Origin of the sequence: Mannheimia bovis, assembly GCF_014541205.1 — a bacterium.
In the GTDB taxonomy this organism is placed as follows: domain Bacteria; phylum Pseudomonadota; class Gammaproteobacteria; order Enterobacterales; family Pasteurellaceae; genus Mannheimia; species Mannheimia bovis.
In genome coordinates, this window is record NZ_CP061280.1 from 185,495 (window position 1) to 207,016 (window position 21,522).

Annotated in this window: 22 protein-coding genes; 6 read left to right on the forward strand and 16 right to left on the reverse strand. The window is 39.7% G+C overall.

What is annotated here, in order from left to right:
- Positions 1 to 89: 89 nt before the first annotated feature.
- The 4 genes from nadR to ICJ55_RS01045 all read left to right on the forward strand — a co-directional run bounded on the left by nadR (position 90) and on the right by ICJ55_RS01045 (position 3,452).
- A complete protein-coding gene (gene nadR, locus ICJ55_RS01030; protein WP_188156949.1) occupies positions 90 to 1,358 on the forward strand; it encodes a multifunctional transcriptional regulator/nicotinamide-nucleotide adenylyltransferase/ribosylnicotinamide kinase NadR in 1,269 nt (422 codons plus the stop codon).
- A 17-nt stretch (positions 1,359 to 1,375) separates the two neighbouring features.
- The gene (locus tag ICJ55_RS01035; RefSeq protein WP_188156950.1) at positions 1,376 to 2,068 is read left to right on the forward strand and encodes a metallophosphoesterase family protein; all 693 of its coding nucleotides are present in this window, start codon (positions 1,376 to 1,378) and stop codon (positions 2,066 to 2,068) included.
- Between the two features lie 131 nt (positions 2,069 to 2,199).
- Positions 2,200 to 2,916, forward strand: a complete 717-nt coding sequence (arcA, locus tag ICJ55_RS01040) for a two-component system response regulator ArcA (protein ID WP_188156951.1) — start codon at positions 2,200 to 2,202, stop codon at positions 2,914 to 2,916.
- Positions 2,917 to 2,933: 17 nt separating this feature from the next.
- Entirely contained in the window at positions 2,934 to 3,452 is a 519-nt protein-coding gene (locus tag ICJ55_RS01045; RefSeq protein WP_188156952.1) for a porin family protein, read from the forward strand.
- An 86-nt stretch (positions 3,453 to 3,538) separates the two neighbouring features.
- Here the strand turns inward: ICJ55_RS01045 and serA are convergent, their stop codons facing one another.
- The 8 genes from serA to tsaA form a co-directional block, all read right to left on the reverse strand.
- The gene (gene serA / locus ICJ55_RS01050) at positions 3,539 to 4,768 is read right to left on the reverse strand and encodes a phosphoglycerate dehydrogenase (RefSeq protein ID WP_188156953.1); all 1,230 of its coding nucleotides are present in this window, start codon (positions 4,766 to 4,768) and stop codon (positions 3,539 to 3,541) included.
- A gap of 36 nt (positions 4,769 to 4,804) precedes the next feature.
- On the reverse strand, positions 4,805 to 5,464 hold the full coding sequence (gene rpiA, locus ICJ55_RS01055; protein ID WP_188156954.1) for a ribose-5-phosphate isomerase RpiA: 660 nt from the start codon (positions 5,462 to 5,464) through the stop codon (positions 4,805 to 4,807).
- A gap of 68 nt (positions 5,465 to 5,532) precedes the next feature.
- Positions 5,533 to 6,867 carry a phosphoglucosamine mutase gene (glmM, locus tag ICJ55_RS01060; RefSeq protein ID WP_188156955.1) on the reverse strand — a complete coding sequence of 445 codons (1,335 nt, stop codon included), beginning with the start codon at positions 6,865 to 6,867 and terminating at the stop codon, positions 5,533 to 5,535.
- Between the two features lie 15 nt (positions 6,868 to 6,882).
- Positions 6,883 to 8,409, reverse strand: coding sequence for a threonine ammonia-lyase, biosynthetic (gene ilvA / locus ICJ55_RS01065; RefSeq protein ID WP_425168890.1), 1,527 nt, complete (start codon positions 8,407 to 8,409; stop codon positions 6,883 to 6,885).
- A gap of 139 nt (positions 8,410 to 8,548) precedes the next feature.
- Positions 8,549 to 9,139, reverse strand: coding sequence for a peptidylprolyl isomerase (slyD, locus tag ICJ55_RS01070; protein ID WP_188156957.1), 591 nt, complete (start codon positions 9,137 to 9,139; stop codon positions 8,549 to 8,551).
- A gap of 102 nt (positions 9,140 to 9,241) precedes the next feature.
- Positions 9,242 to 9,382, reverse strand: a complete 141-nt coding sequence (locus tag ICJ55_RS01075) for a hypothetical protein (protein WP_188156958.1) — start codon at positions 9,380 to 9,382, stop codon at positions 9,242 to 9,244.
- A 186-nt stretch (positions 9,383 to 9,568) separates the two neighbouring features.
- The gene (locus ICJ55_RS01080; protein ID WP_188156959.1) at positions 9,569 to 10,321 is read right to left on the reverse strand and encodes an SIMPL domain-containing protein; all 753 of its coding nucleotides are present in this window, start codon (positions 10,319 to 10,321) and stop codon (positions 9,569 to 9,571) included.
- Positions 10,322 to 10,381: 60 nt separating this feature from the next.
- Positions 10,382 to 11,119: a tRNA (N6-threonylcarbamoyladenosine(37)-N6)-methyltransferase TrmO gene (tsaA, locus tag ICJ55_RS01085; RefSeq protein ID WP_188156960.1), complete on the reverse strand. Its 738-nt coding sequence runs from the start codon at positions 11,117 to 11,119 to the stop codon at positions 10,382 to 10,384.
- A 59-nt stretch (positions 11,120 to 11,178) separates the two neighbouring features.
- Between tsaA and ICJ55_RS01090 the strand changes: the two genes are divergently transcribed.
- Positions 11,179 to 12,087 (forward strand): 1,4-dihydroxy-2-naphthoate polyprenyltransferase, encoded by a 909-nt coding sequence (locus ICJ55_RS01090; RefSeq protein WP_188156961.1) that lies wholly within the window; start codon positions 11,179 to 11,181, stop codon positions 12,085 to 12,087.
- A gap of 81 nt (positions 12,088 to 12,168) precedes the next feature.
- Here ICJ55_RS01090 and rpoH read toward each other — a convergent pair whose 3' ends face one another.
- The 6 genes from rpoH to ICJ55_RS01120 form a co-directional block, all read right to left on the reverse strand.
- A complete protein-coding gene (gene rpoH / locus ICJ55_RS01095) occupies positions 12,169 to 13,125 on the reverse strand; it encodes an RNA polymerase sigma factor RpoH (protein WP_188156962.1) in 957 nt (318 codons plus the stop codon).
- Positions 13,126 to 13,253: 128 nt separating this feature from the next.
- A complete protein-coding gene (typA, locus tag ICJ55_RS01100; RefSeq protein ID WP_188156963.1) occupies positions 13,254 to 15,101 on the reverse strand; it encodes a translational GTPase TypA in 1,848 nt (615 codons plus the stop codon).
- A 168-nt stretch (positions 15,102 to 15,269) separates the two neighbouring features.
- Complete coding sequence (locus tag ICJ55_RS01105; RefSeq protein WP_188156964.1) at positions 15,270 to 15,587, reverse strand: hypothetical protein; 318 nt, start codon at positions 15,585 to 15,587, stop codon at positions 15,270 to 15,272.
- A 117-nt stretch (positions 15,588 to 15,704) separates the two neighbouring features.
- Positions 15,705 to 17,150 (reverse strand): surface lipoprotein assembly modifier, encoded by a 1,446-nt coding sequence (locus tag ICJ55_RS01110; RefSeq protein ID WP_188156965.1) that lies wholly within the window; start codon positions 17,148 to 17,150, stop codon positions 15,705 to 15,707.
- 69 nt (positions 17,151 to 17,219) lie between these two features.
- Entirely contained in the window at positions 17,220 to 18,629 is a 1,410-nt protein-coding gene (locus tag ICJ55_RS01115; protein ID WP_188156966.1) for a hypothetical protein, read from the reverse strand.
- 206 nt (positions 18,630 to 18,835) lie between these two features.
- Positions 18,836 to 19,513 (reverse strand): YggS family pyridoxal phosphate-dependent enzyme, encoded by a 678-nt coding sequence (locus tag ICJ55_RS01120; protein ID WP_188156967.1) that lies wholly within the window; start codon positions 19,511 to 19,513, stop codon positions 18,836 to 18,838.
- 69 nt (positions 19,514 to 19,582) lie between these two features.
- Here ICJ55_RS01120 and ICJ55_RS01125 point away from each other — a divergent pair, with 69 nt between their 5' ends.
- The gene (locus ICJ55_RS01125; protein ID WP_188156968.1) at positions 19,583 to 20,122 is read left to right on the forward strand and encodes a KdsC family phosphatase; all 540 of its coding nucleotides are present in this window, start codon (positions 19,583 to 19,585) and stop codon (positions 20,120 to 20,122) included.
- An 18-nt stretch (positions 20,123 to 20,140) separates the two neighbouring features.
- Here ICJ55_RS01125 and ICJ55_RS01130 read toward each other — a convergent pair whose 3' ends face one another.
- On the reverse strand, positions 20,141 to 20,449 hold the full coding sequence (locus ICJ55_RS01130) for a DUF3144 domain-containing protein (RefSeq protein WP_188156969.1): 309 nt from the start codon (positions 20,447 to 20,449) through the stop codon (positions 20,141 to 20,143).
- Positions 20,450 to 20,516: 67 nt separating this feature from the next.
- The gene (locus tag ICJ55_RS01135; protein ID WP_188156970.1) at positions 20,517 to 21,491 is read right to left on the reverse strand and encodes a DUF3298 domain-containing protein; all 975 of its coding nucleotides are present in this window, start codon (positions 21,489 to 21,491) and stop codon (positions 20,517 to 20,519) included.
- Positions 21,492 to 21,522 lie beyond the last annotated feature (31 nt).

A 21,522-nucleotide genomic window follows, 5' to 3' on the forward strand; every position in this document is an offset into this window, starting at 1 on the left:
TATAACATCAGCACGGCTTTTTTGCATAAAAAGATATTCAAATGCTACATTTTACTATATGATGGCAACCAAAAATCGGGGGAACAGTTATGGCAGATTTTGCTTATCTTCAACAAAAACGTAAACAGCTTAAACTTAAAGTCAATGATATTTGTGAGCAAGCCGGTGTAACACGAGCTTATTTTAATCAGCTGGTGAGCGGTAAAATTAAAAATCCGAGTGCAAATAAGCTAAAAGCGTTACATTCGGTTTTAGAGATTGTTGAAGATAGCAATCAGCGTGCCGGTGTCATTTTTGGTAAATTTTACCCTATTCATACAGGTCATATTAATATGATCTATGAAGCATTCAGTAAAGTTGATGTATTGCACGTTATTGTTTGTACCGATTCCGAGCGTGATTTACGCCTTTTCCAACAAAGTAAAATGAAGCGTATGCCAACTAACGAAGATCGACTTCGTTGGGTGCAGCAGATCTTCAAATATCAACAAAAACAGATCTTTATCCACCATTTAGTTGAAGATGGCATTCCAAGCTACCCGAATGGATGGGAAGGTTGGTCTGCTCGTGTGAAAGAATTATTTGCAGAAAAAAATATTAATCCGACTATTGTATTTAGTAGCGAAATGCAAGACAAAGAGCCATACGAAAAATATTTGAATTTAGAAGTACATTTAGTTGATCCTGCTCGTGAATCGTTTAATGTTTCCGCCACACAAATTCGTAATAATCCGTTCCAATACTGGCGTTTTATTCCGAAAGAAGTTCGCCCGTTCTTTGTGAAAACTATTGCTATTTTAGGTGGCGAAAGTAGCGGTAAATCAGTGCTAGTGAGCAAATTAGCGAATGTATTTAATACCACTTCCGCTTGGGAATACGGGCGTGAATTTGTGTTTGAGCAACTTGGGGGCAACGAGCAAGCAATGCAATATTCCGATTACCCTCAAATGGTTCTAGGACATCAGCGTTATGTGGATTATGCGATGAAGCACGCCCACAAAGTCGCCATTATTGATACCGATTACATCACTACCCAAGCATTTTGTATTCAATACGAAGGAAAAGCTCACCCATTCTTAGATTCAATGATTCGTGAATATCCGTTTGATGTAACTATTTTGCTTTCAAACAATACCAAATGGGTAGCGGACGGCTTGCGTAGTTTAGGTTCTAAAAAACAACGCCAACAATTCCAACAATTATTGAAAAAATTACTGGAAAAATACCGTATTCCTTATATTGAAATTGAATCACCAAGTTATTTGGACAGATATAATCAGGCAAAAGAGGTGGTTGAAGCGATTTTGAATGAAGAGCCTATCCCATTACAATTTAAACAATATAACCTTAACGATTAAGAGTAACGGAATACAAGATGATACTTTTTGCAGGCGATCCGCACGGCAGCTATGAGCATCTTTACCCTGTTTTACAACAACAAACAGAGGAAGTGGCTCTGGTGATTCTAGGCGATCTCCAACTCACTACCCCCGATGAATTAGATAAACTTTCACAATATTGCGATATTTGGTTTATTCACGGTAATCACGATAGCAAAACCGTTGCTGCTTTTGATTCTGTTTGGAATAGCCATTGGAAAGAACGCAATATTCACGGCAAAGTAGTGGAAATTCAAGGGGTAAAAATTGCGGGGATTGGCGGCGTGTTTCGAGGGCATATCTGGATGCCGCCGAACCGACCTATGTTTTTTGACCCTATTCATTTTTGCCAATATACTCCGCAAGAGAAAATTTGGCGAGGAGGAGTGCCACTAAGACATCGATCTTCTATTTTTCCTTCCGATTTTGAAGCATTGGAAAACGAAACAGCTGATATTTTAATTACACACGAAGCACCTAAGCCACACCCGCAAGGTTTTTCGGTAATAAACCAACTAGCTAAAAAATTAGGAGCAACTAAGATTTTTCACGGACATCATCACGATAATTTTCATTACGACAATAAAAATTCTAAATATGGTTGTCATATTTATAACATCGGTTTCCGTAGCCTTGCCGATATTAACGGTAATTACTTAATTTTAGGTGTTGATGATAGAGAGAAATAGCTAAAAATTTGATTGAATTAAACAAATTGTCATTTTTATGCTTTCCATTTAGAAATTTATAAGTAGAATTTAAATAATTTGTAACATAAAGGTTATAAACAGAATTTATAAATTAGATCAGAGGTTAAAAAATGAAAATCCCACAAATCTTAATTGTTGAGGATGAATTAGTCACACGGAATATGCTTAAAAGCATTTTTGAGGGTGAAGGTTATCAAGTATTTCAAGCATCTAACGGCGAAGAAATGCACGCAGTGTTGAATGCTCAAGAAATCAATCTTGTGTTAATGGATATCAACTTACCGGGTAAAAACGGCTTAATTTTAGCTCGTGAAATTCGAGAGAACCGTAAACTGCCTTTAATGTTTTTAACTGGTCGTGATAACGAAATTGATAAAATTTTGGGGTTAGAAATTGGTGCTGATGACTATATTACCAAACCATTTAACCCAAGAGAATTAACTATTCGTGCTAGAAATTTACTTCAACGCACAATGGGCGAAAAAAATGAGGCAAAAGCACAATCTGATGTAGAAAGTTATCACTTTAACGGCTGGACATTAGATATTCACAGCCACAGCCTTATTAATCCGGAAGGCGAAGCAACAAAATTGCCGCGTAGTGAATTTAGAGCATTATTACATTTCTGTGAAAACCCGGGTAAAATCCAAACTCGTGAAGATTTACTGAAGAAAATGGCAGGACGTGAATTAAAACCTCACGATAGAACCGTTGATGTAACAATCCGTCGTATTCGTAAACATTTTGAAGATCACCCAAATACGCCGGAAATGATCGTAACCATTCACGGTGAAGGTTATCGCTTCTGCGGTAATATTGAATCTTAGTTAAAGAGGAGTCATATATGAATAAATTAACTGTTGCAGCACTTGCTTGCTTATTCTCTGCAAATCTATTTGCAGCCCCTGTTGGTAATACATTTACCGGTATTGGCGTAGGTGTTGATGTAACAACGACCAAATACAACGTAGATGGCGTAAAAGGTAAAGACTCAACAGGTCCGGTCTTAGTTGTTGATTACGGTATCGATCAAGGCAATAACTTTGTAGGTGTTGTGCAAGGTAAAGCAAAAGTAGGCAGCACCAAAGTATTTAGTGATGTAAAACAAAAAAATAAATATACCGTTGCTTATCAACAAGGTTATCGTGTTGGTTCAGACTTACTTCCTTATGTAAAAGTTGATGCGAGCTCAACTAAAGTCGGCAACGAAACCTATCGTGGCTTCGGCTTTGGTGCAGGGGCAAAATATGCTGTATCAAGCGATGTAGAACTTACTGCAGAATACACCCGTGATAACTTAAAACGCAGTGGTACAAAATTAAGAGGCAACTCTTTCACAGCAAATGCCACTTATCGTTTCTAAGCATAAATTAATCGGTTGTAAAATTTTTTAAAAATATAACCGCTTGTAATGAAAGAGCCTGAATATTATTCAGGCTCTTTGCTTAATTAGTAAAGTACACGTGCTCGAATTGTACCTTCAATTGCTTTTAAGCGTTGCAATGCATCATCAACATTATCACATTCCACATCGATCACGACATAACCAATAGTTGGGTCGGTTTGTAAGTATTGTGCTGCAATATTTACATTTAGATCCACAAAGATTTGGTTGATCTGATTTAAGATACCCGGACGATTTTCGTGAATATGTAATAAGCGTTTAGCTTGATTATGAATCGGTAATGAAACTTCCGGGAAGTTTACGGCAGTTACAGTTGAACCATTATCTGAATATTTCACAAATTTATTCGCTACTTCAGTACCGATATTTGCTTGTGCTTCAGAAGTTGAGCCCCCAATATGTGGCGTTAAAATCACATTATCAAACTTACATAATGGTGATACAAACGGATCGTTAATTGATGCCGGCTCTTCCGGGAATACATCAATTGCCGCACCACGCAATGTGCCTGCTTCCAAACGGGCTACTAACGCATCAATATCAACTACTGTACCGCGAGCCGCATTAATTAATACCGAACCTTCTTTTAATTGAGCAATACGTTCTGCACTCATTAGGTTTTTGGTAGAATCGATCTCCGGAACGTGTAATGAAATCATATCGCAAGTTGAAAGTAGATGCTCCAACGTCGGTACTTGCTGTGCATTACCAAGCGGTAGTTTATTTTCAACATCGTAAAAATAAACTTGCATACCGATTGCTTCAGCAAGCACACTTAACTGCGAACCGATATGCCCATAACCTACAATACCTAGTTTTTTGCCACGCACTTCATTTGCACCGGCAGCAGATTTATTCCACACCCCACGATGCACTTCAGCATTGGCAGTCGGTACTTTACGCATTAATAAAATCATTTCTGCAAGCACTAATTCTGCCACAGAACGGGTATTAGAGAACGGTGCATTGAATACCGGAATACCTCGTCTTTTCGCCGCACTCAAATCCACTTGGTTTGTACCGATGCAGAAACAACCAATCGCAATTAATTTCGGAGCTTGAGCCAGCACCTCTTCTGTTAAAAAGGTACGTGAGCGAATACCAACAAAGTGTGCATCTTTAATTGCATCAATTAACTCTTGACCATCAAGTGCCTTCTTATGTACTTCAATATTGGTATAACCCGCCGCTAAGAGTACATCAATTGCGTTTTGATGCACGCCCTCAAGTAGAAGAAATTTGATCTTTGATTTATCCAAAGAGATTTTAGCCATTTTTTGCTCCTAGTATTATGTGTTTGCGATGATAAATTATTCTAATATAACTGCACCTTCAGGTGTGCCAACAATGGTAACATTAGCATAACGCTGTGCGAAAATACCATTTGTAACTACACCTGCAATATTATTGATTGTATGCTCCATTTTCAATGGTTCGATAATTTTAAAATTATGTACATCTAAAATTACGTTACCATTATCGGTTACTACACCTTCACGATATTCCGGCGAGCCGCCAAGAGCCACTAATTGACGAGCCACATAAGAGCGAGCCATTGGAATAACTTCCACCGGCAGTGGGAAAGTTGAACCCAATACGTCCACCTGTTTTGAGCTATCCACGATACAAATAAACTTTTTCGCTAACGAACTGACAATTTTCTCACGAGTTAATGCTGCACCACCGCCTTTAATCATTGCTCCTTGAGGCGTGATTTCATCAGCCCCGTCAATATAAACATCAAGCTCGCTAACTTCATTGGCACTAAAGACTTCAATGCCGATATCACGCAGGCGTTCTTCTGAGGCTTTTGATGCAGCAACTGCCCCTTTAATTTCTTCTTTCATTGAAGCGAGGGCATCAATAAAACAGTTTACCGTTGAGCCACTACCCACGCCTACAATCGTATTCGGTTTTACAAATTTTAATGCAGCTTGAGCTGCAATTTTTTTCATTTCTTGTTGATCCATTTTTTGCTCCTTTTAAACAACAAGCGGTCATATTTTGCAAATTTTTTACAAAATATAACCGCTTGCGATTAATTACGTTTTACTGCTTCAACAATTTCTTCTGCACAGCTTTGTGCAAGTTGTCCATCTTCGCATTCTACCATTACACGAATTAATGGCTCAGTGCCTGATTTACGCAATAAAATACGCCCTTTGCCTGCCAAACGTTTTTCTACCTCAGCGGCAACGGCTTTCACTTCATCGCTTTCGAGCGGATTTGCAGCACCTTTCTCAAAACGAACATTCAGGAGAACTTGAGGGAATAGCGGTACAGCTTTGGCTAAATCATTGAGGCTTAATTTATGGCTAACCATTGCTGCTAAAACTTGCAGTGAGGCAATTACGCCATCGCCTGTTGTATTTTTATCAAGTACGATGATATGTCCGGAGTTTTCGCCACCGAGTTTCCAGCCTTTTTCTTTGAGTTGTTCTAGCACATAGCGGTCGCCCACGTTAGCACGAGAGAATGGAATTGCTAACTCTTTTAAGGCTAATTCCAAGCTCATATTACTCATTAATGTGCCAACTACACCACCTTGTAATTTGCCTGAACGCAAGGCTTCACGGGCTAAAATAAACAAGATTTGGTCGCCATCAACTTTATTACCTAAGTGATCAACCATAATTAAACGGTCACCATCACCATCGTAGGCTAAACCAACGTCTGCTCCTGCTTCAACCACCACTTTTTGTAGTGCTTTAATATCTGTCGCACCGCATTTTTCGTTGATATTTAAACCATCCGGCTTCGTGCCAATTTCAAGCACTTCTGCCCCTAGCTCACGCATTACACTTGGGGCAATGTGATAAGTTGCACCGTTGGCACAATCCACCACTATCTTATAACCTTCGAGGCTTAATTCAGACGGGAAAGTTCCTTTACAAAACTCAATATAACGCCCTGCTGCATCATTAATACGGCTTGCACGTCCTAAATTTGCCGAATCTACACAATCCATCGGCTGATCAAGCATTGCTTCAATCGCTTCTTCGATTTCATCAGGCAATTTTTCACCTACTGATGAGAAGAATTTGATCCCATTATCATAATATGGGTTATGGGAAGCTGAAATCACAATACCTGCTTCAGCACGGAAAGTACGGGTTAAATAGGCTATTGCAGGGGTTGGCATCGGACCAACAAATACTGCCGATAAACCGGCTGCTGTTAAACCTGCCTCAAGGGCTGATTCCAACATATAACCTGAAATACGGGTGTCTTTCCCGATTAACACCTTTTTCGTGCCTTGTGTTGCCAGCACTTTACCCGCTGCCCAACCGAGCTTTAAGGCAAATTCAGGAGTAATCGGAAATTTACCTACTTCTCCACGCACACCGTCTGTACCGAAATATTTACGAGCCATTTTAATTCCTAACTTTTACTTCAAAAAATATTGATATGCAGGGCTATTGCTAACATTTTGGAAACGATAGCCAAGCTGTTCTAAATGTTGATTTAATTCTACTTCATCACCTTGATTTAGTGCAAATGCAGCGAGAATATCACCATAATCTGCCCCGTGAGCACGGTAATGGAACAAAGAAATATCCCAATTTGTGAGCATTTGCAAGAATTTCAGTAACGCCCCTTTCTGTTCCGGGAATTCAAAACTATATAGCTGTTCATTTTTGATAGAAGCAGCTCTACCACCAACCATATAACGAATATGGGTTTTGGCAATATCATCATCAGAGAGATCGGCTACATCATAACCATTTTGTTGCAACTCTTTAATGATCTCTAACTTCTCTGCCGAACCTGAAATTCTTACGCCAACAAATATGCACGCATTTTGATCATCGGAATGACGATAGTTAAATTCTGTTACCGCACGATTGCCTAAAATCTCACAGAAAGTTAAGAAACTACCTTTCTGTTCAGGGATTGTTACCGCCAATAATGCTTCACGTTTTTCACCGATTTCACAACGCTCAGACACAAAACGCAACGTGTGGAAATTAACATTCGCCCCGGAAAGGATGCAAGCTAAATTCTTTTCTTGTAATTGGTGCTGTTTTACATATTTTTTTAAACCAGCCAATGAAGTTGCCCCCGATGGCTCTGAAATTGCCCGCACGTTTTCAAAAATCAACTTCATTGAAGCACAGATTTCATCATTATCCACCAATACAACATCATCAACATATTGCTGGCACAAGCGGAAAGTTTCATCACCAATACGACGAACCGCAATACCATCGGCAAATAAGCCCACACGCTCTAAATCGGTTGGCTGACCGTTTTTCAAGGCGTGATATAAACAGGCTGAATCTTTAGACTCTACCCCAATCACTTTAATATTCGGTAAAACTTGCTTAATGAATACTGCAATGCCTGCAATTAATCCACCGCCACCAACAGGAATGAAAATATAGTCTAAGTCCGGCTTTTGCTGCACTAATTCCAAACCGATAGTGCCTTGCCCTGCAATCACCGCCGGGCTATCAAACGGGTGAATAAAGGTCATTCCTAATTCGGTTGAAAGTTTGATCGCTTTAGCTTTTGCTTCATCAAAGTTCGCCCCGTAGAGTAATACTTCGCCGCCGTAACCACGCACCGCATCTACTTTAATTGCCGGGGTATTTTGTGGCATTACAATCAAGGCTCTTAAACCTAGATGTTTTGCTGAAAGTGCCACTCCCTGAGCGTGATTTCCTGCAGAAGCGGCAATCACACCGGCTTCTTTTTGTGCTTTAGATAGATTAGAAATCATTGCAAACGCACCACGCAATTTAAAACTATGCACAGGCTGGCGGTCTTCACGTTTAATAAATACATTATTGCCTAAACGTTCAGAAAACTTTTCCATTTTTTGCAGAGGGGTAACTTGGGCGAGATCATAAATGTTCGAGCTTAAAATCGAACGTAAATAATCTACAGATTCGTTTTGTTTGGTTTCACTCATCATTTGAAAGGTTATATTTTATAAAGACATTGGTAAATTTTCAGAGAAATTTGATCGCTTGTTTGACTATTTAGCAATGGCTTTAAAAGGGAAATTCTGAAAACAGCTCTCCCTCCAAGAGGGAGGGAGAACATAAAAATTAGTGATGACCGCCGCAGCCGCAACCACCGTGTCCGTGATGGTGGTGATGATCGTGCTCGTGTCCACCACAGCAGCCTTCGTGATCGTGATGATCGTGTCCGCCACAACCACAACCGTGCTCGTGTCCACCGTGAACGTGTCCGTGTGCAATTTCTTCTGCGGTTGCTTCACGCACGCCAACTACTTCTACAGAGAATAATAACTCTTGACCGGCTAACATATGGTTGCCATCAACCACGACTTCATCGCCGTCCACTTCAGTAATCACAACAGGTAATGGACCTAAGTCTGTATCTGCAATAAAACGCATACCTACTTCTAGCTCATCTACGCCCATAAATACGTCTTTTGGCACACGTTGAACCATATTATCATTATATTCGCCGTAACCTTCTTCCGGTTTTACACGCACTTCAAATACATCGCCTACCACTTTGCCTTCAAGAGCTTTTTCTAAACCTTCCACTAAGTTGTTATGACCGTGCAAATACTCTAAGGGTTGATTTACCGGTGCTTCATCAACCAACACACCTTCTTGGGTACGTACTTGGTAAGCAATGCTTGGCACTAAATCTTTTGTAATTTTCATATTGAATCCTTTATCCACGTTTAGTTAAAAATAACAAGCCATTGTAACGCTTTATTTTATATTTGCAATCTATCGGCGAATTTTAACCGCTTGTAATAATTATTAATCGACAATATCGGGGGTTACCGCATCAACGACATCTACCGCCGTACCGACTACGCCGCCCACAACCGAAGTAACTAAGCAACCACTTAGCAAAACAGTAGCAGAAATTACACCACATAATTTAATCAATTTTTTCACTTGTAAATCTTCCTAATTCCTAGCCTAAGGATACCCGCCGCTAATACCACACTAACTTAAATGTGCCAATAAATAGCCAATAAAAAATATGAGTATTACGGCAGAGCCATCAATACTCATATTTCGGAGAATAGTATAACCAGTTCTTCCATTAAAACTAAAGCAAAAATGCAAATCTATACAATTCTATTCAAAATCAACACTGCCAGAAGCTGAGGCAGAAATGGTGGTTTTACCTGCTTCTAACGGCATATCTGCAGATTTTCCCATTGCAGCTTTCTCTGCTGCATACATCGCACTTGCCATACGAGAGCCATACTCATAACCACCATCACTCGGTGTTTGTAGATTAACCATACTTAATCGATATTGTTTCGCCCCTAAAGCTTTTTGAATAATTTCCGCTTTAGCTTGGAATTTTTTAATGACTTCAAGTAGCATCTCTTCTTCCAATGATGCAACTTTCTCAGGCGATACACCAAAGTAAATAGATTGGATTGCCACGTCTTTACCTAAATTTTCTAACACCTCAGCCATAGCGTTGAAATCTTTACTTTTCAAGCTCACGCTACCGTAGGCTTGCCAACCGTCAATGTTCCCTTTGTTATTGTAATTGGCGTTATTGCTAATTCCTTCTGCTTGCACCTCAATAGCGGAGTGTTTTTTGGCTGTTTCTATCACTTGATTTAAATTTTGCGAAACACTTTTTTTCAGTTCAGGTAATGACTTACCTGATTTTTGGCTATAAACCGTTGCCTGCATTAAATCTTGTTCAACGCTACGAGTTACTTTGGTTGAAAAACTAAAGTTTGAGGCTTGTTTTTTCTCTACCGAAACAACCGTACCGGCAGTTGCTGCCTCTGTGGTAGCCGTTTCAGCAAAAGCCGTTATCGTTGTGAGTGCAAGCGGTAGAATTGTGAAAAAATTTTTCAATTTCATAATCAGTCCTTAAAGGGATAAAATTCACTTATTAGATATCCCTACCTTCAGAAAGTTCATTTACTCAATCGAAAGGACAAGTACTTGCTCACCTTGTTCTATTTTCCAGCGAATATTATAGCCCGCAAGGTTCATACCATAAATTCTATCCGATACTTTTCCTTGTTGATAAGCAGGTCGGGGGTCTTGAGCAATCACATCACGAATAAAAGTAAGTGGCTGCTCAATGCCAAATTTTGCAAAGTTTTGGCAAAATTCCACCGCTTGTTGGGCTTCTTCACTAAATACAACAGATAGCTTCTGCTCCGGTTTTTCTTGTGCAAAGCCCGAAACTGCCTCAGGTTCGCTATCCGCATAGGCGATGTAAGGCTTAATATCCAAAATCGGCGTGCCGTTTACTAAATCTACACTGCCTAATTTCAGATAAACGTCGCCGTTCTCAACCACCACTTCTTCTAGTCTCACTTTTGACAAGCCCAATGAATTAGGGCGATGAGTAGCTCGGCTGGCAAAGACGCCCACTCGTTCATTCCCGCCTAAACGAGGCGGGCGAACAGTTGCGTGCCAATCTCGCTCGGGAATGTGATGAAACTGAAAAATCAGCCAAATATGGCTAAACTGCTCTAAGCCTCGAACCGCATCAGGGCTATTATAGGGTGGCACTAAACGCAAAATTCCCTTTCCTTCCGCTACCAAATTAGGCTGGCGAGGCACGGAAAATTTTTCATCGTAAGGACTTTGCACAAAACCGATAGGATTTAATTCAATAGAAGCTAATTGCATAGAGGTAGAGTTCATCGGGCTTTTTTCTGTTAAAATAATGGTGATTTACGATTATTTTAAATGAAATATAAACAATGAACAAAAATTCTCTTTTTTCGATCTGGTTTACGACTGCCCGCCCTAAAACGTTACCACTGGCGTTGGCATCAATTATTGTTGGCTCTGCACTGGCTCATTGGGCTGGAAAATTTGATTTTATTACTACCCTGTTGGCGTTTATTACCACCATCTTGTTGCAGATTTTGTCAAACTTCGCTAACGATTACGGCGACCACGTTAAAGGCTCTGATACTAAAGAGCGGATTGGTCCTCTACGAGCTATTCAACAAGGAGCAATTAGTGGCGAACAACTTAAACACGCAGTCATTATTTTAAGCCTACTCTCCTTTATTTCAGGCGTAGTATTAAGCATTTATGCCTTTGAAACCATTCAAGACTTGTTCTTTTTTATTGGGCTGGGAGTGGTGTCGATTGTTGCCGCAATCACTTATACCGTCGGCAAAAAGGCTTACGGTTATTTAGGATTAGGCGATCTGTTCGTGCTGATTTTCTTTGGTTTTGTGGCGGTTATCGGCGTGTTTTACTTGCAAGCTCATAATGTCCCGCCAATGATTTTATTACCCGCTTTCGGCTGCGGATTACTTTCTGTTGCGGTATTAAATATCAATAATTTAAGAGATATCAATCAAGACAGACAAACAGGTAAAAATACGCTCATTGTGCGAATTGGCAGCCAAAACGGGCGAAAATACCATATTGCCTTATTGGTACTAGCAGTCCTATCTTATCTCATTTTTGCTATTTTAGAATTCGAGCATTGGTACAGTTTCATCTTCTTGCTTGGTGTACCGCTACTCGCAAAACACGCACTTTTTGTTTATCAACACCAAGATCCAAAAGAGCTTTACCCAATTCTAGGACAAATGGCAGGCTTGGCATTAATCACCAATCTGCTGTTTAGTTTGGGAATTATGCTGGGGTAATAGCAAGGGCTTGCGATCTATAAGATCACAAGCCCTTTTTATAGTTGCAAAATTTTATTAAAAAACAACCGCTTGTTGCACTTAGTCTTCGATTGAAATTGCCTCTTTGATTTTCTTAAGTGCAGCATTTTCAAGCTGGCGTACACGCTCTGCCGAAATATTATATTTTTCCGCCAAATCTTGTAATGTCGCTTTATTATCATCTAACCAGCGGGTTTTAATGATATCTTGGCTGCGTTCATCAAGCGTGGCTAAGGCATACGCAAGCTGAGCAGTCGCCTGCCCATTGTGTTGTTCATCTTCCAGATCATCCGCAAAGTTAGAACTATCATCTTCAATGTACATTGAAGGAGCGTAGCTATCTTCATCATCGTCTCCTGCCGGCAGATCAAAGCCTAAGTCCTGCCCCGTCATACGAGATTCCATTTCTCTCACTTCTGCTACCGAAACGCCTAAATCATCTGCTACTTTTTTGATTTCTTCTTCATTAAACCACGCTAAACGGTTTTTATTTTTGCGTAGATTAAAGAATAATTTCCGCTGGGCTTTGGTCGTTGCCACTTTCACAATTCGCCAGTTTTTTAATACATATTCGTGAATTTCTGCTTTTACCCAATGCACTGCAAAAGAAACTAAACGCACGCCAACATTCGGATCAAAGCGTTTTACCGCTTTCATCAAACCAATATTACCTTCTTGAATCAAGTCCGCTAATGGCAAACCATAACCTAAATAACCACGTGCAATATGAATCACAAACCGCATATGAGAAAGAATGAGCTGTTTTGCTGCCTCAACATCTTCATCATAGTAATAACGCTCTGCAAGCTCTTTTTCCTGTTCTGCAGTTAGAATCGGATATTGGTTCGCCATTCGGATATAGCTGTCCAAATTCCCTTGTGGTACAGGCATTGAGCCCGACACTAACGCAGGGTGCATTGCCTCTAGTGTTGATATTTCTTCTATATCATCTGCTTCTATCGGCTCAGCATCTACAATTTCTGCATCTTCAATTTCGTTTTCATCAAATTTTTTCATTCTATTTCTCTCAATCCCTAAGCCAATTTGTCCATTATAACAGTGTTACGCTAGGTCTTTTATTAGAGGAAAATAAAAAAGTTGAGTTCCGTAAGAAACTCAACTTTTTAGTCAATATCTAATTCAGGCTATTGAGTGCTGGTACTTGTCGTAGTACGACTTGCACGTTTACGGTCGTTTTCCGTTAATAAGCGTTTACGGATACGGATAGATTGTGGTGTTACTTCCACTAACTCATCGTCATCAATAAACTCTAATGCTTGCTCTAAAGTGAAACGTACCGGTGTCGTTAATACGATCGCATCGTCTTTACCTGAAGCACGAATGTTGGTTAATTTTTTACCTTGCAAGCAGTTTACCGTTAGGTCGTTTGAACGGCTGTGAATACCGATAATTTGACCTTCGTAAACATCCACACCGTGGTCGATCATTAACTTACCACGCTCTTGTAAGCCGAATAACGCATAAGCGAGAGCTTTACCTGTCGCATTAGAAATTAACACACCGTTTTTACGCTGACCGATTTCACCCGGTTTCACATCATCATAGTGGCTGAATGTTGAGTAAAGTAAACCTGTACCTGAAGTCATTGTCATAAATTCGTTACGGAAACCAATTAAGCCACGGCTTGGGATCACATACTCTAAACGGGTACGACCTTTGCCGTCCGGGATCATATCACGTACTTCGCCTTTACGCATACCAAGTGCTTCCATCACTGAACCTTGGTGCTGTTCTTCAATATCAATGGTTACTTGTTCAAACGGCTCTTGTTTTTTACCGTTCTCTTCTTTGTAAATTACTTTCGGGCGAGATACCGCTAATTCGTAACCTTCACGACGCATATTTTCGATTAATACTGATAAATGTAGTTCACCACGACCAGATACACGGAACTCGTCCGGGTTAGGGGTTTCTTCCACACGCAATGCTACGTTATGTACTAACTCTTTGTTTAAACGCTCAAGAATTTGGCGAGAGGTTACAAATTTACCTTCTTGACCGCAGAATGGCGAGGTGTTTACACAGAAGAACATTGTTACAGTTGGTTCATCAACGCTTAATGCAGGTAAAGCCTCCACCGCATTAATATCACAGATAGTGTCCGAGATATTTAATTCGCCCAAACCGGTAATTGCAATAATATCACCCGCAAAGGCTTCTGTTGCTTCAAAACGTTGTAAACCTAAATGCCCTAAAACTTGACCGATACGACCTTGGCGGGTTTTGCCTTCACTATCCACAACCGTTACCGCTTGGTTTGGTTTAACCGAACCACGTTTGATACGACCGATACCGATAACGCCCACATAGTTATTGTAATCTAATTGCGAAATCTGCATTTGGAATGGTGCATCTAATTCCACTTGCGGTGGCTGAACGTGTTTAACAATCGCTTCGTAAAGCGGGGTCATATCTGCCGCCAACTCTTCGTGTTCTAAACCGGCAACACCGTTTAACGCTGATGCGTAGATAATCGGGAAATCTAACTGCTCATCGGTAGCACCTAAGTTCACGAATAAGTCAAACACTTGATCCACCACCCAATCAGGGCGAGCACCCGGACGGTCAACTTTGTTGATGACCACAATCGGTTTTAAACCGTGTGCGAATGCTTTTTGGGTTACGAAACGGGTTTGTGGCATTGGGCCGTCAAAAGCATCTACCACTAATAAAACAGAATCCACCATTGAAAGTACACGCTCAACTTCACCACCGAAGTCTGCGTGCCCCGGAGTATCTACGATATTGATGTGGTAGCCGTTCCAGTTAATTGCGGTATTTTTCGCAAGAATGGTAATGCCACGCTCTTTTTCAAGATCGTTTGAGTCCATTACACGCTCATCAACATCACCACGAGTTGATTCAAAAGTGCCTGATTGTTGTAAAAGTTTATCTACCAGCGTGGTTTTACCGTGGTCAACGTGTGCAATAATTGCGATGTTACGCAATTTATTAATATCTACATTTTGCATTTGAATATCTTTAAGTTAAGTGAAAATAAAAACTCCCGCCCATCAAAACTGGCGAGAGTCTAGAAATTGGAGGTCGAATTATACAGACTTTTTCCGAATTTGACTACAAAACAAACGGTGTAATTTGTAAAAGTTTTTGCAAATTACACCGCTTGGGTATGATTAAAATTATTTTTTATAGACACTTAATGGCTTACAGCTTGGCAACTTAATTTGAGCTTCACTTAAAATCGTACCATCAACAATGCGTGCATTACATTGGAATGTGCGACCTTTTGCAGTTGTTGCTTTATAAGTAACCTCTTGACCCGTTAGTGGATTACTTTCTCCAAAGTTTACATTCGATAATGTTACTTCATCTGAAGAACTTAAACCGATCATATTGGCTGTATGAGCTTGTAATTTTACAATAGCTACATTTCTATCTACAGCAACACAACCAGATAACACTGATGCACAAATTGCACTTAAAATTAATTTTTTCATAAAAAATCCTTAAGAGATGAGTTAATAAATTCAAGTTAAATAACTTAACTTATTTCAAAACAAGCCATTAAATTCTAATGACTCATTAAAGAAATACTTTACCCCCTGTATTAGAAACTAAAACGTCTTTTCAAAAATCACGTTCGCATTTTTACGGTTATAAGAGTACATTGTCGGCAAATTACTGTCGTTTTTCCGCCAACTCAGTTGTAATTTCGGTGTAATGCCCCATAAATGCCAATCACGCTTCCAAAGAGTTAAAGCGGCGGAGTAGATTTTATCTTGTCTGATTTTACCGAGAGCTAAAAACCCACCTAATCTGGCTTGGTCTTTATATTGGCGTTCGGAAATACCGAAACTTAAACGGCTGGAAATACCGCCAAGCTCCCACTCTTGCCCCCAGCTTAGGCGTAAGCCTTTGGTATCGGCACTGTATTGCTTCACCCAAGTACGTTCCCGATTAAAATCAGCCCCTAAAGTAAAAAATTGGTTTGGATTACGTAGCCACACTAAAGTCAGAGAGGCAAGTTTACTATTACCATTTTGAGCAGTGCTGTCAAAATAGCGTTGTTTGCTATGTTCTAACGCCGTTACCATTTGCCAGTTGCTACTAAGCCAATGGGATAACTCCGCACGCACGCCATTACGCCATTGATAACTTTCATCTCCATACCAACGCTTTTCGTAAAAAGGCAGCAAGCTTAATGTCGATTTTGCGGTTTTATAACGATAACCTAACGAGGTGCGGTTATTCATATCGTCATAATCGTGATTGCTCCAATAAATTTTGCCGTAAAGGTCATTATCAAAAGCGAGGTAATGTCTGCCAAACAGGTTGAAATCTTTACCGAAATTAAGACTATATGCGATTCCCTGTGCTGATTCAGGCATCATATTGTCATTTTTCACATAGCCAGTATTTTCAATATTGCGACTACTGGAGACATTATTGACATTACTATCCCGCACATAATGGCTACTCGCACTAAAATGCCACTCGCTACTTTTTTGAATATTTTCAAGGTAAGTATCTGCCATTTGTTGCACTCTAGCAGGCATATTCGGGTCGGTTTTCACTTTGTTAAACTGATCTTCTGCGGCAGAAAGTTGCTTGTCGTAAAATAGCGAAGTGGCAAGCTCAAAACGAACGGGGTTAAGTTCAGGATGTTTAGACAAAATCGAGCGGTACTGCTCTACCGCTTTACTAGGCTCACCGGTTAAGGCAAACATTTTGCCTTGAGCAAACTGAATTAAAATCGGGTCAGTATGGGGAAAAGTTTGGTACACTGCCAATAGCTTACTAATAATCTCTGGATTACGAGCGTAAATTGCTTGGCTGAGTAGTTGCTGAGTGAGTGCAGGATTGGCTTTTAACTGTGCTTCCGAAAGCTCAATCGGTTGGTTTTCTTGATTACGAATGACCACCACAGGTGCAGGTGCGACGGGTTGTGCTACTTTTAATGATGGTTCAAGCGTAGTGCGTTCGGTGATTGGCTGATTAAAGGCTTCTGCAAAAACCAACACAGGGAAAAGGGCTAAAAGTAAAATAATAGGGTGTTTCATTGATTATTTGAGATCTATTATTAAAAAGCCATTGCCGAAGCAATGGCTTTAAAAGGAAATTAAAGGTGATTATTTAGGTTGTTTTTCGGCTGCGAAGACGGCGTTATAAATTAAAGTTCCATCATATCCATATGCACCTTTACTTTTTTCATAAATAACAGAACCAGCAACTTCACTTGCCTCTTTACCAACAACATTTGCATTTAAACTATAAAAGCCCACTTTATCATTATTTTCGTCATATATATTTACTGGACCTCGTTTAATATTAAAGTTTTTAACATCAAATGCTTCTTGAGCAAACTCTAATTTTCCTACCGTTTTACTATCTAATACAGCAGAAGCATAGTTTTGCTCTGCACGTTCTCCAAAATTAACATCAAATTGAATTGTTCCATCTACAAAAGGTGTTCCTTTATTAACCTTTCTATATACCAATTCTCCAGGCTCTTTAATCTCTTGTAATTGAGCAATTATCTCCCCTTTATAAGTAGCTGAACCTTTTACTGCATCAGTATACTTAATTTTAGTGGTTACATTCCCATCAACCACTTCATATTCACCAATACCAAACAGATGGCTATCTTTTCCATCAGGAACACCACCAATAACAACACCTTTTTCTGAAGATACAAATAATTTTGTCTCGTGAGGATTATAAACTGCACCATAAGTTGAATATGGCGTATTTTTAAAAATATAATCCACTTTCTCTAAATAAGTTCTTTCTGCAATTTTTCCATCTTCGGTTAAAGAAGAGATAACAGAACCATTAATCCCACCAGATTTTATTTCACCTTGATGAAGACCTAAAAGAGAGGGGTTATTTGCATCTTCAACTGCTAATTTATAGTAATCTAACTTATAATTCCCATTGTTATTATGAGATATTGGAGCCCTCTCTTTATTACCAGAGTAACCATCAACATATACTTCATCAGTAACTATAGAAATTTCTTTATGTAATTTCTCTCTACCATCTTGTAAATCCCAAAGACTTTTGCCGCTATCTAATATCGCTTTTGGTGCAGGAGAAGTTATATCACCTACTTTATATGTCAATCCAACCACACCCGTATTTTCAACCCAATTATTAGGCGTATCTACTTCTCCACGCCATTTATTCTCTTCTTTTTCTTTAGCTAAGCGAGCTTTCTCTGCCTCTTCTTTCGCTTTTTGCTCAGCGTCTAAACGAGCTTTCTCTGCTTCTTTCGCCTTCTTTTCCGCCTCTAAGCGAGCTTTTTCAGCTTCTTCTTTCGCTTTTAACTCAGCAGCTTCTTTTGCTTTTTTTTCAGATTCCGCTTTCTCTTTTTCTACATTACCGTTATTAGTTTGAGTTTGATTTACTTGGCTTTGGTTCGCCTGTTGATTCGCGGAACTTGGAGTTGGGGCAGGCTTATGCTCATCATTACTTTTACAAGCAGTAACCCCTAACCCAACTAAAATCGCTAATGCGGTTGTTTTAAATACTGGTTTCATATTAGACCTCTATTTATAGTATGAATGGAAAATCAAATAGATAATATCGTGTAAAAACACAGCGTAATTGTACAAAAAAAAAACGATTGTCGAGCAATAAGCAAACGATTACATTTAATTGTTTAGAAAATAAACAAGCGGTCATAATTTGCAAATTTTTTACAAATTATGACCGCTTGTATAGTGTTATTGTAAAAGTTCAGTAGCTAACTTCTCGCCCCAAAAATTGCAGTGCCAATTCGCACCATTGTCGAGCCACATTCAATTGCCGATTGCATATCGTCTGACATTCCCATTGAAAGCGTATCAATGCCGTCAAATTCCGTTTGCAAGCGGTTAAAAAGTTGCTGCATTTTGCGAAGGGCGATTTTTTGTTTCTCCGGCTCGCTTTCCGGCTTAGGAATCGCCATTAATCCACGCAGTTTCAAATTCGGTAATTGCGAAATCGCTTGGGCAAGTGGCAACATTTCTTCAGGCTGAATGCCCGATTTGGAATTTTCATCGCTGATATTAATTTGAATCAACACATTGAGCGGAGCTTTATCCACTGGGCGTTGCTCGTTTAAACGCTCGGCAATTTTGAGCCTGTCCACCGTTTGAATCCAATCAAAATGCGTTGCCACTAGCTTGGTTTTATTCGATTGCAATGGCCCGATAAAATGCCACTCCAATTCAGGGCGATTTGCAAAAAATTCGATTTTTTCGACCGCTTCCTGCACGTAATTTTCGCCAAAGGCAAGCTGACCTGCCTCAATCGCCTCTTGAATTGCCGTAACAGGTTTGGTTTTTGACACCGCCAATAATCGGACATTTTCTCGTTGATATTCGCTTGAAATTTGCTGAATTTTTTGATGAATTTGCGTTAAATTCGCTGAAATCGACATTTCCGTTCCTTTGTAAACTAAAAGCAAAACGCTATAATGGCAAAATCATACCATATTTGAGGCAAAAAAATGTTAGACCTAACCAAGATTAAATTCGTAATTACCGATGTTGATGGCGTTTTAACCGATGGCGGAATGTACTATACCGACCAAGGCGAAGTGATGAAACGCTTCCACGTTCACGATGGCTTAGGGGTGAAAATGTTGCAAAGTTGCGGCATTAAAGTGGCAGTGCTTTCAGGGGGCGATACCGCACTACTTCGTAAACGCTTAGAGGTGTTGAAAATTGATTTAGCTCTACTCGGCAAAATGGAAAAACGTTCCGCCTGTTTTGAACTGATGGAAAAAGCAGGCGTTACGCCGGAACAAACTGCCTACATCGGGGACGATACCTTAGATTTGCCCGCTTTTGAGGTATGTGGTTTAGCCATCGCCCCTCGCAACGCTCACGATTACATCAAAGCCCAAGCTGATTGGGTGTTAGAAAAAGCCGGTGGTGAGGGGGCATTCCGTGAAGTGTCTGACAAAATTTTAGAAGCCCAAGGCTTTGACGAAATTTTTAAAACCGCTGACGGATTTTTGAAAATTGCAGAGAAAATGGCACAGTAGTCAAAAAAACAAAGGCGGTTAATCCGCCTTTTTCCGTTCAATATAACGCTCGAAATGGTGGATGTATTCGTCTAAATTGGCGGTCAGCATTTCTTTGTATTGTTCAACAAAATAATTAATCACCTCTTCTCTGGAATCGGCAAGTTGTTGCTTGTATTCTGCTTTGCTGGCGGCAACATAGGCGTTGAATCGGGCACAGGCAAACAGCATTGCATTGCTCACTTGAGTTGGGGCGATGTTTTGCAAATGAGCGTTGGCGATATTGATAAAGCCATCCGCACGTTGGTAAAAAGTAGGGTCGATTTGTTTGTCTGAAATATTAATCATAACATTTTCAATCCTTGCTAATTAGTTAATTGTTATTCCTGTGTTGTATAATTTCCGAAAGCTAGAACTATAGGTCGAACCCATCTTTTTCACCACGTTGATAATCTGAGTTTAGTAACTTATTGATACTATGCCAATCAGCTTCAATCTCTATCTCGCCTTCTGCATAAGCACCCAATTCGTATGGAGGATAAACAAAGATAATCCCTTCAGGGGTGAAATAGAATTGGTCAGAAATACGGAACGCTTTCTTATCTCCAAATCCATTATATTTGCCATTTTCATCAACTCGCTCACGGCTGTAATTTTCCCAAAGGATTTCTTTCAATTGAGCTTGATTTTTTTGGCTGATTAAATCATTCAAGCCAATGGCTGCTTTTTTAGCTAAATCCACATTGATATATTGGGTATAGTGCATACCGTGAGCACCGCCTGTGTAGCTATAGTGCGTCATCAAAAAAGTAGCAATATTATTGCGTTGTCCCATAAACGTACTATGAATATGTTCATCATAGCCAATTGTAGGCTCTGCTTTCACACTTTCAACTAAACCTTGATAAACTTCTTCACTGTGCTTTTTAAACTCATCTTCGGTTGGGTTTTTCAGCTTTCTACCTTGCTCTTCATTGTAATCATACGCCTGATTAATCAACAGCTGATTGAGCCAATCAAAATTTGTTTTTGGAAGCGTAACAATCGAACTCACTGTACTTTCTTCAATTGCAAATTCTTCTTTTGGATCAACCTTGTGTTTAATCACTTCTTTCTTATCGAAGATTTTCACAATCTCAACGTTTAATGCGGTGTTTTGTTGGGCTTTCTCTAGTTCTGCTTTTAATTTTTCATTCTCCGCTTTCACGCCTGAAAGCTCGGCAACTTCGGCTTCTTTTTTTGCCAATTCCGACTGAGCATTTTTTAATTCTGTGCCTAAATGAACAATTTGTTTTTCAGCTTCTAATACCGTTTGTGTCATTTTACCGTCTTCACAACCCGCAATCACAAATACTGAGCTAATTAAAAGTGCTAATAGTGATTTCTTCATATCTCTCCCTCTTGTAAAAAATTTAAGAAAA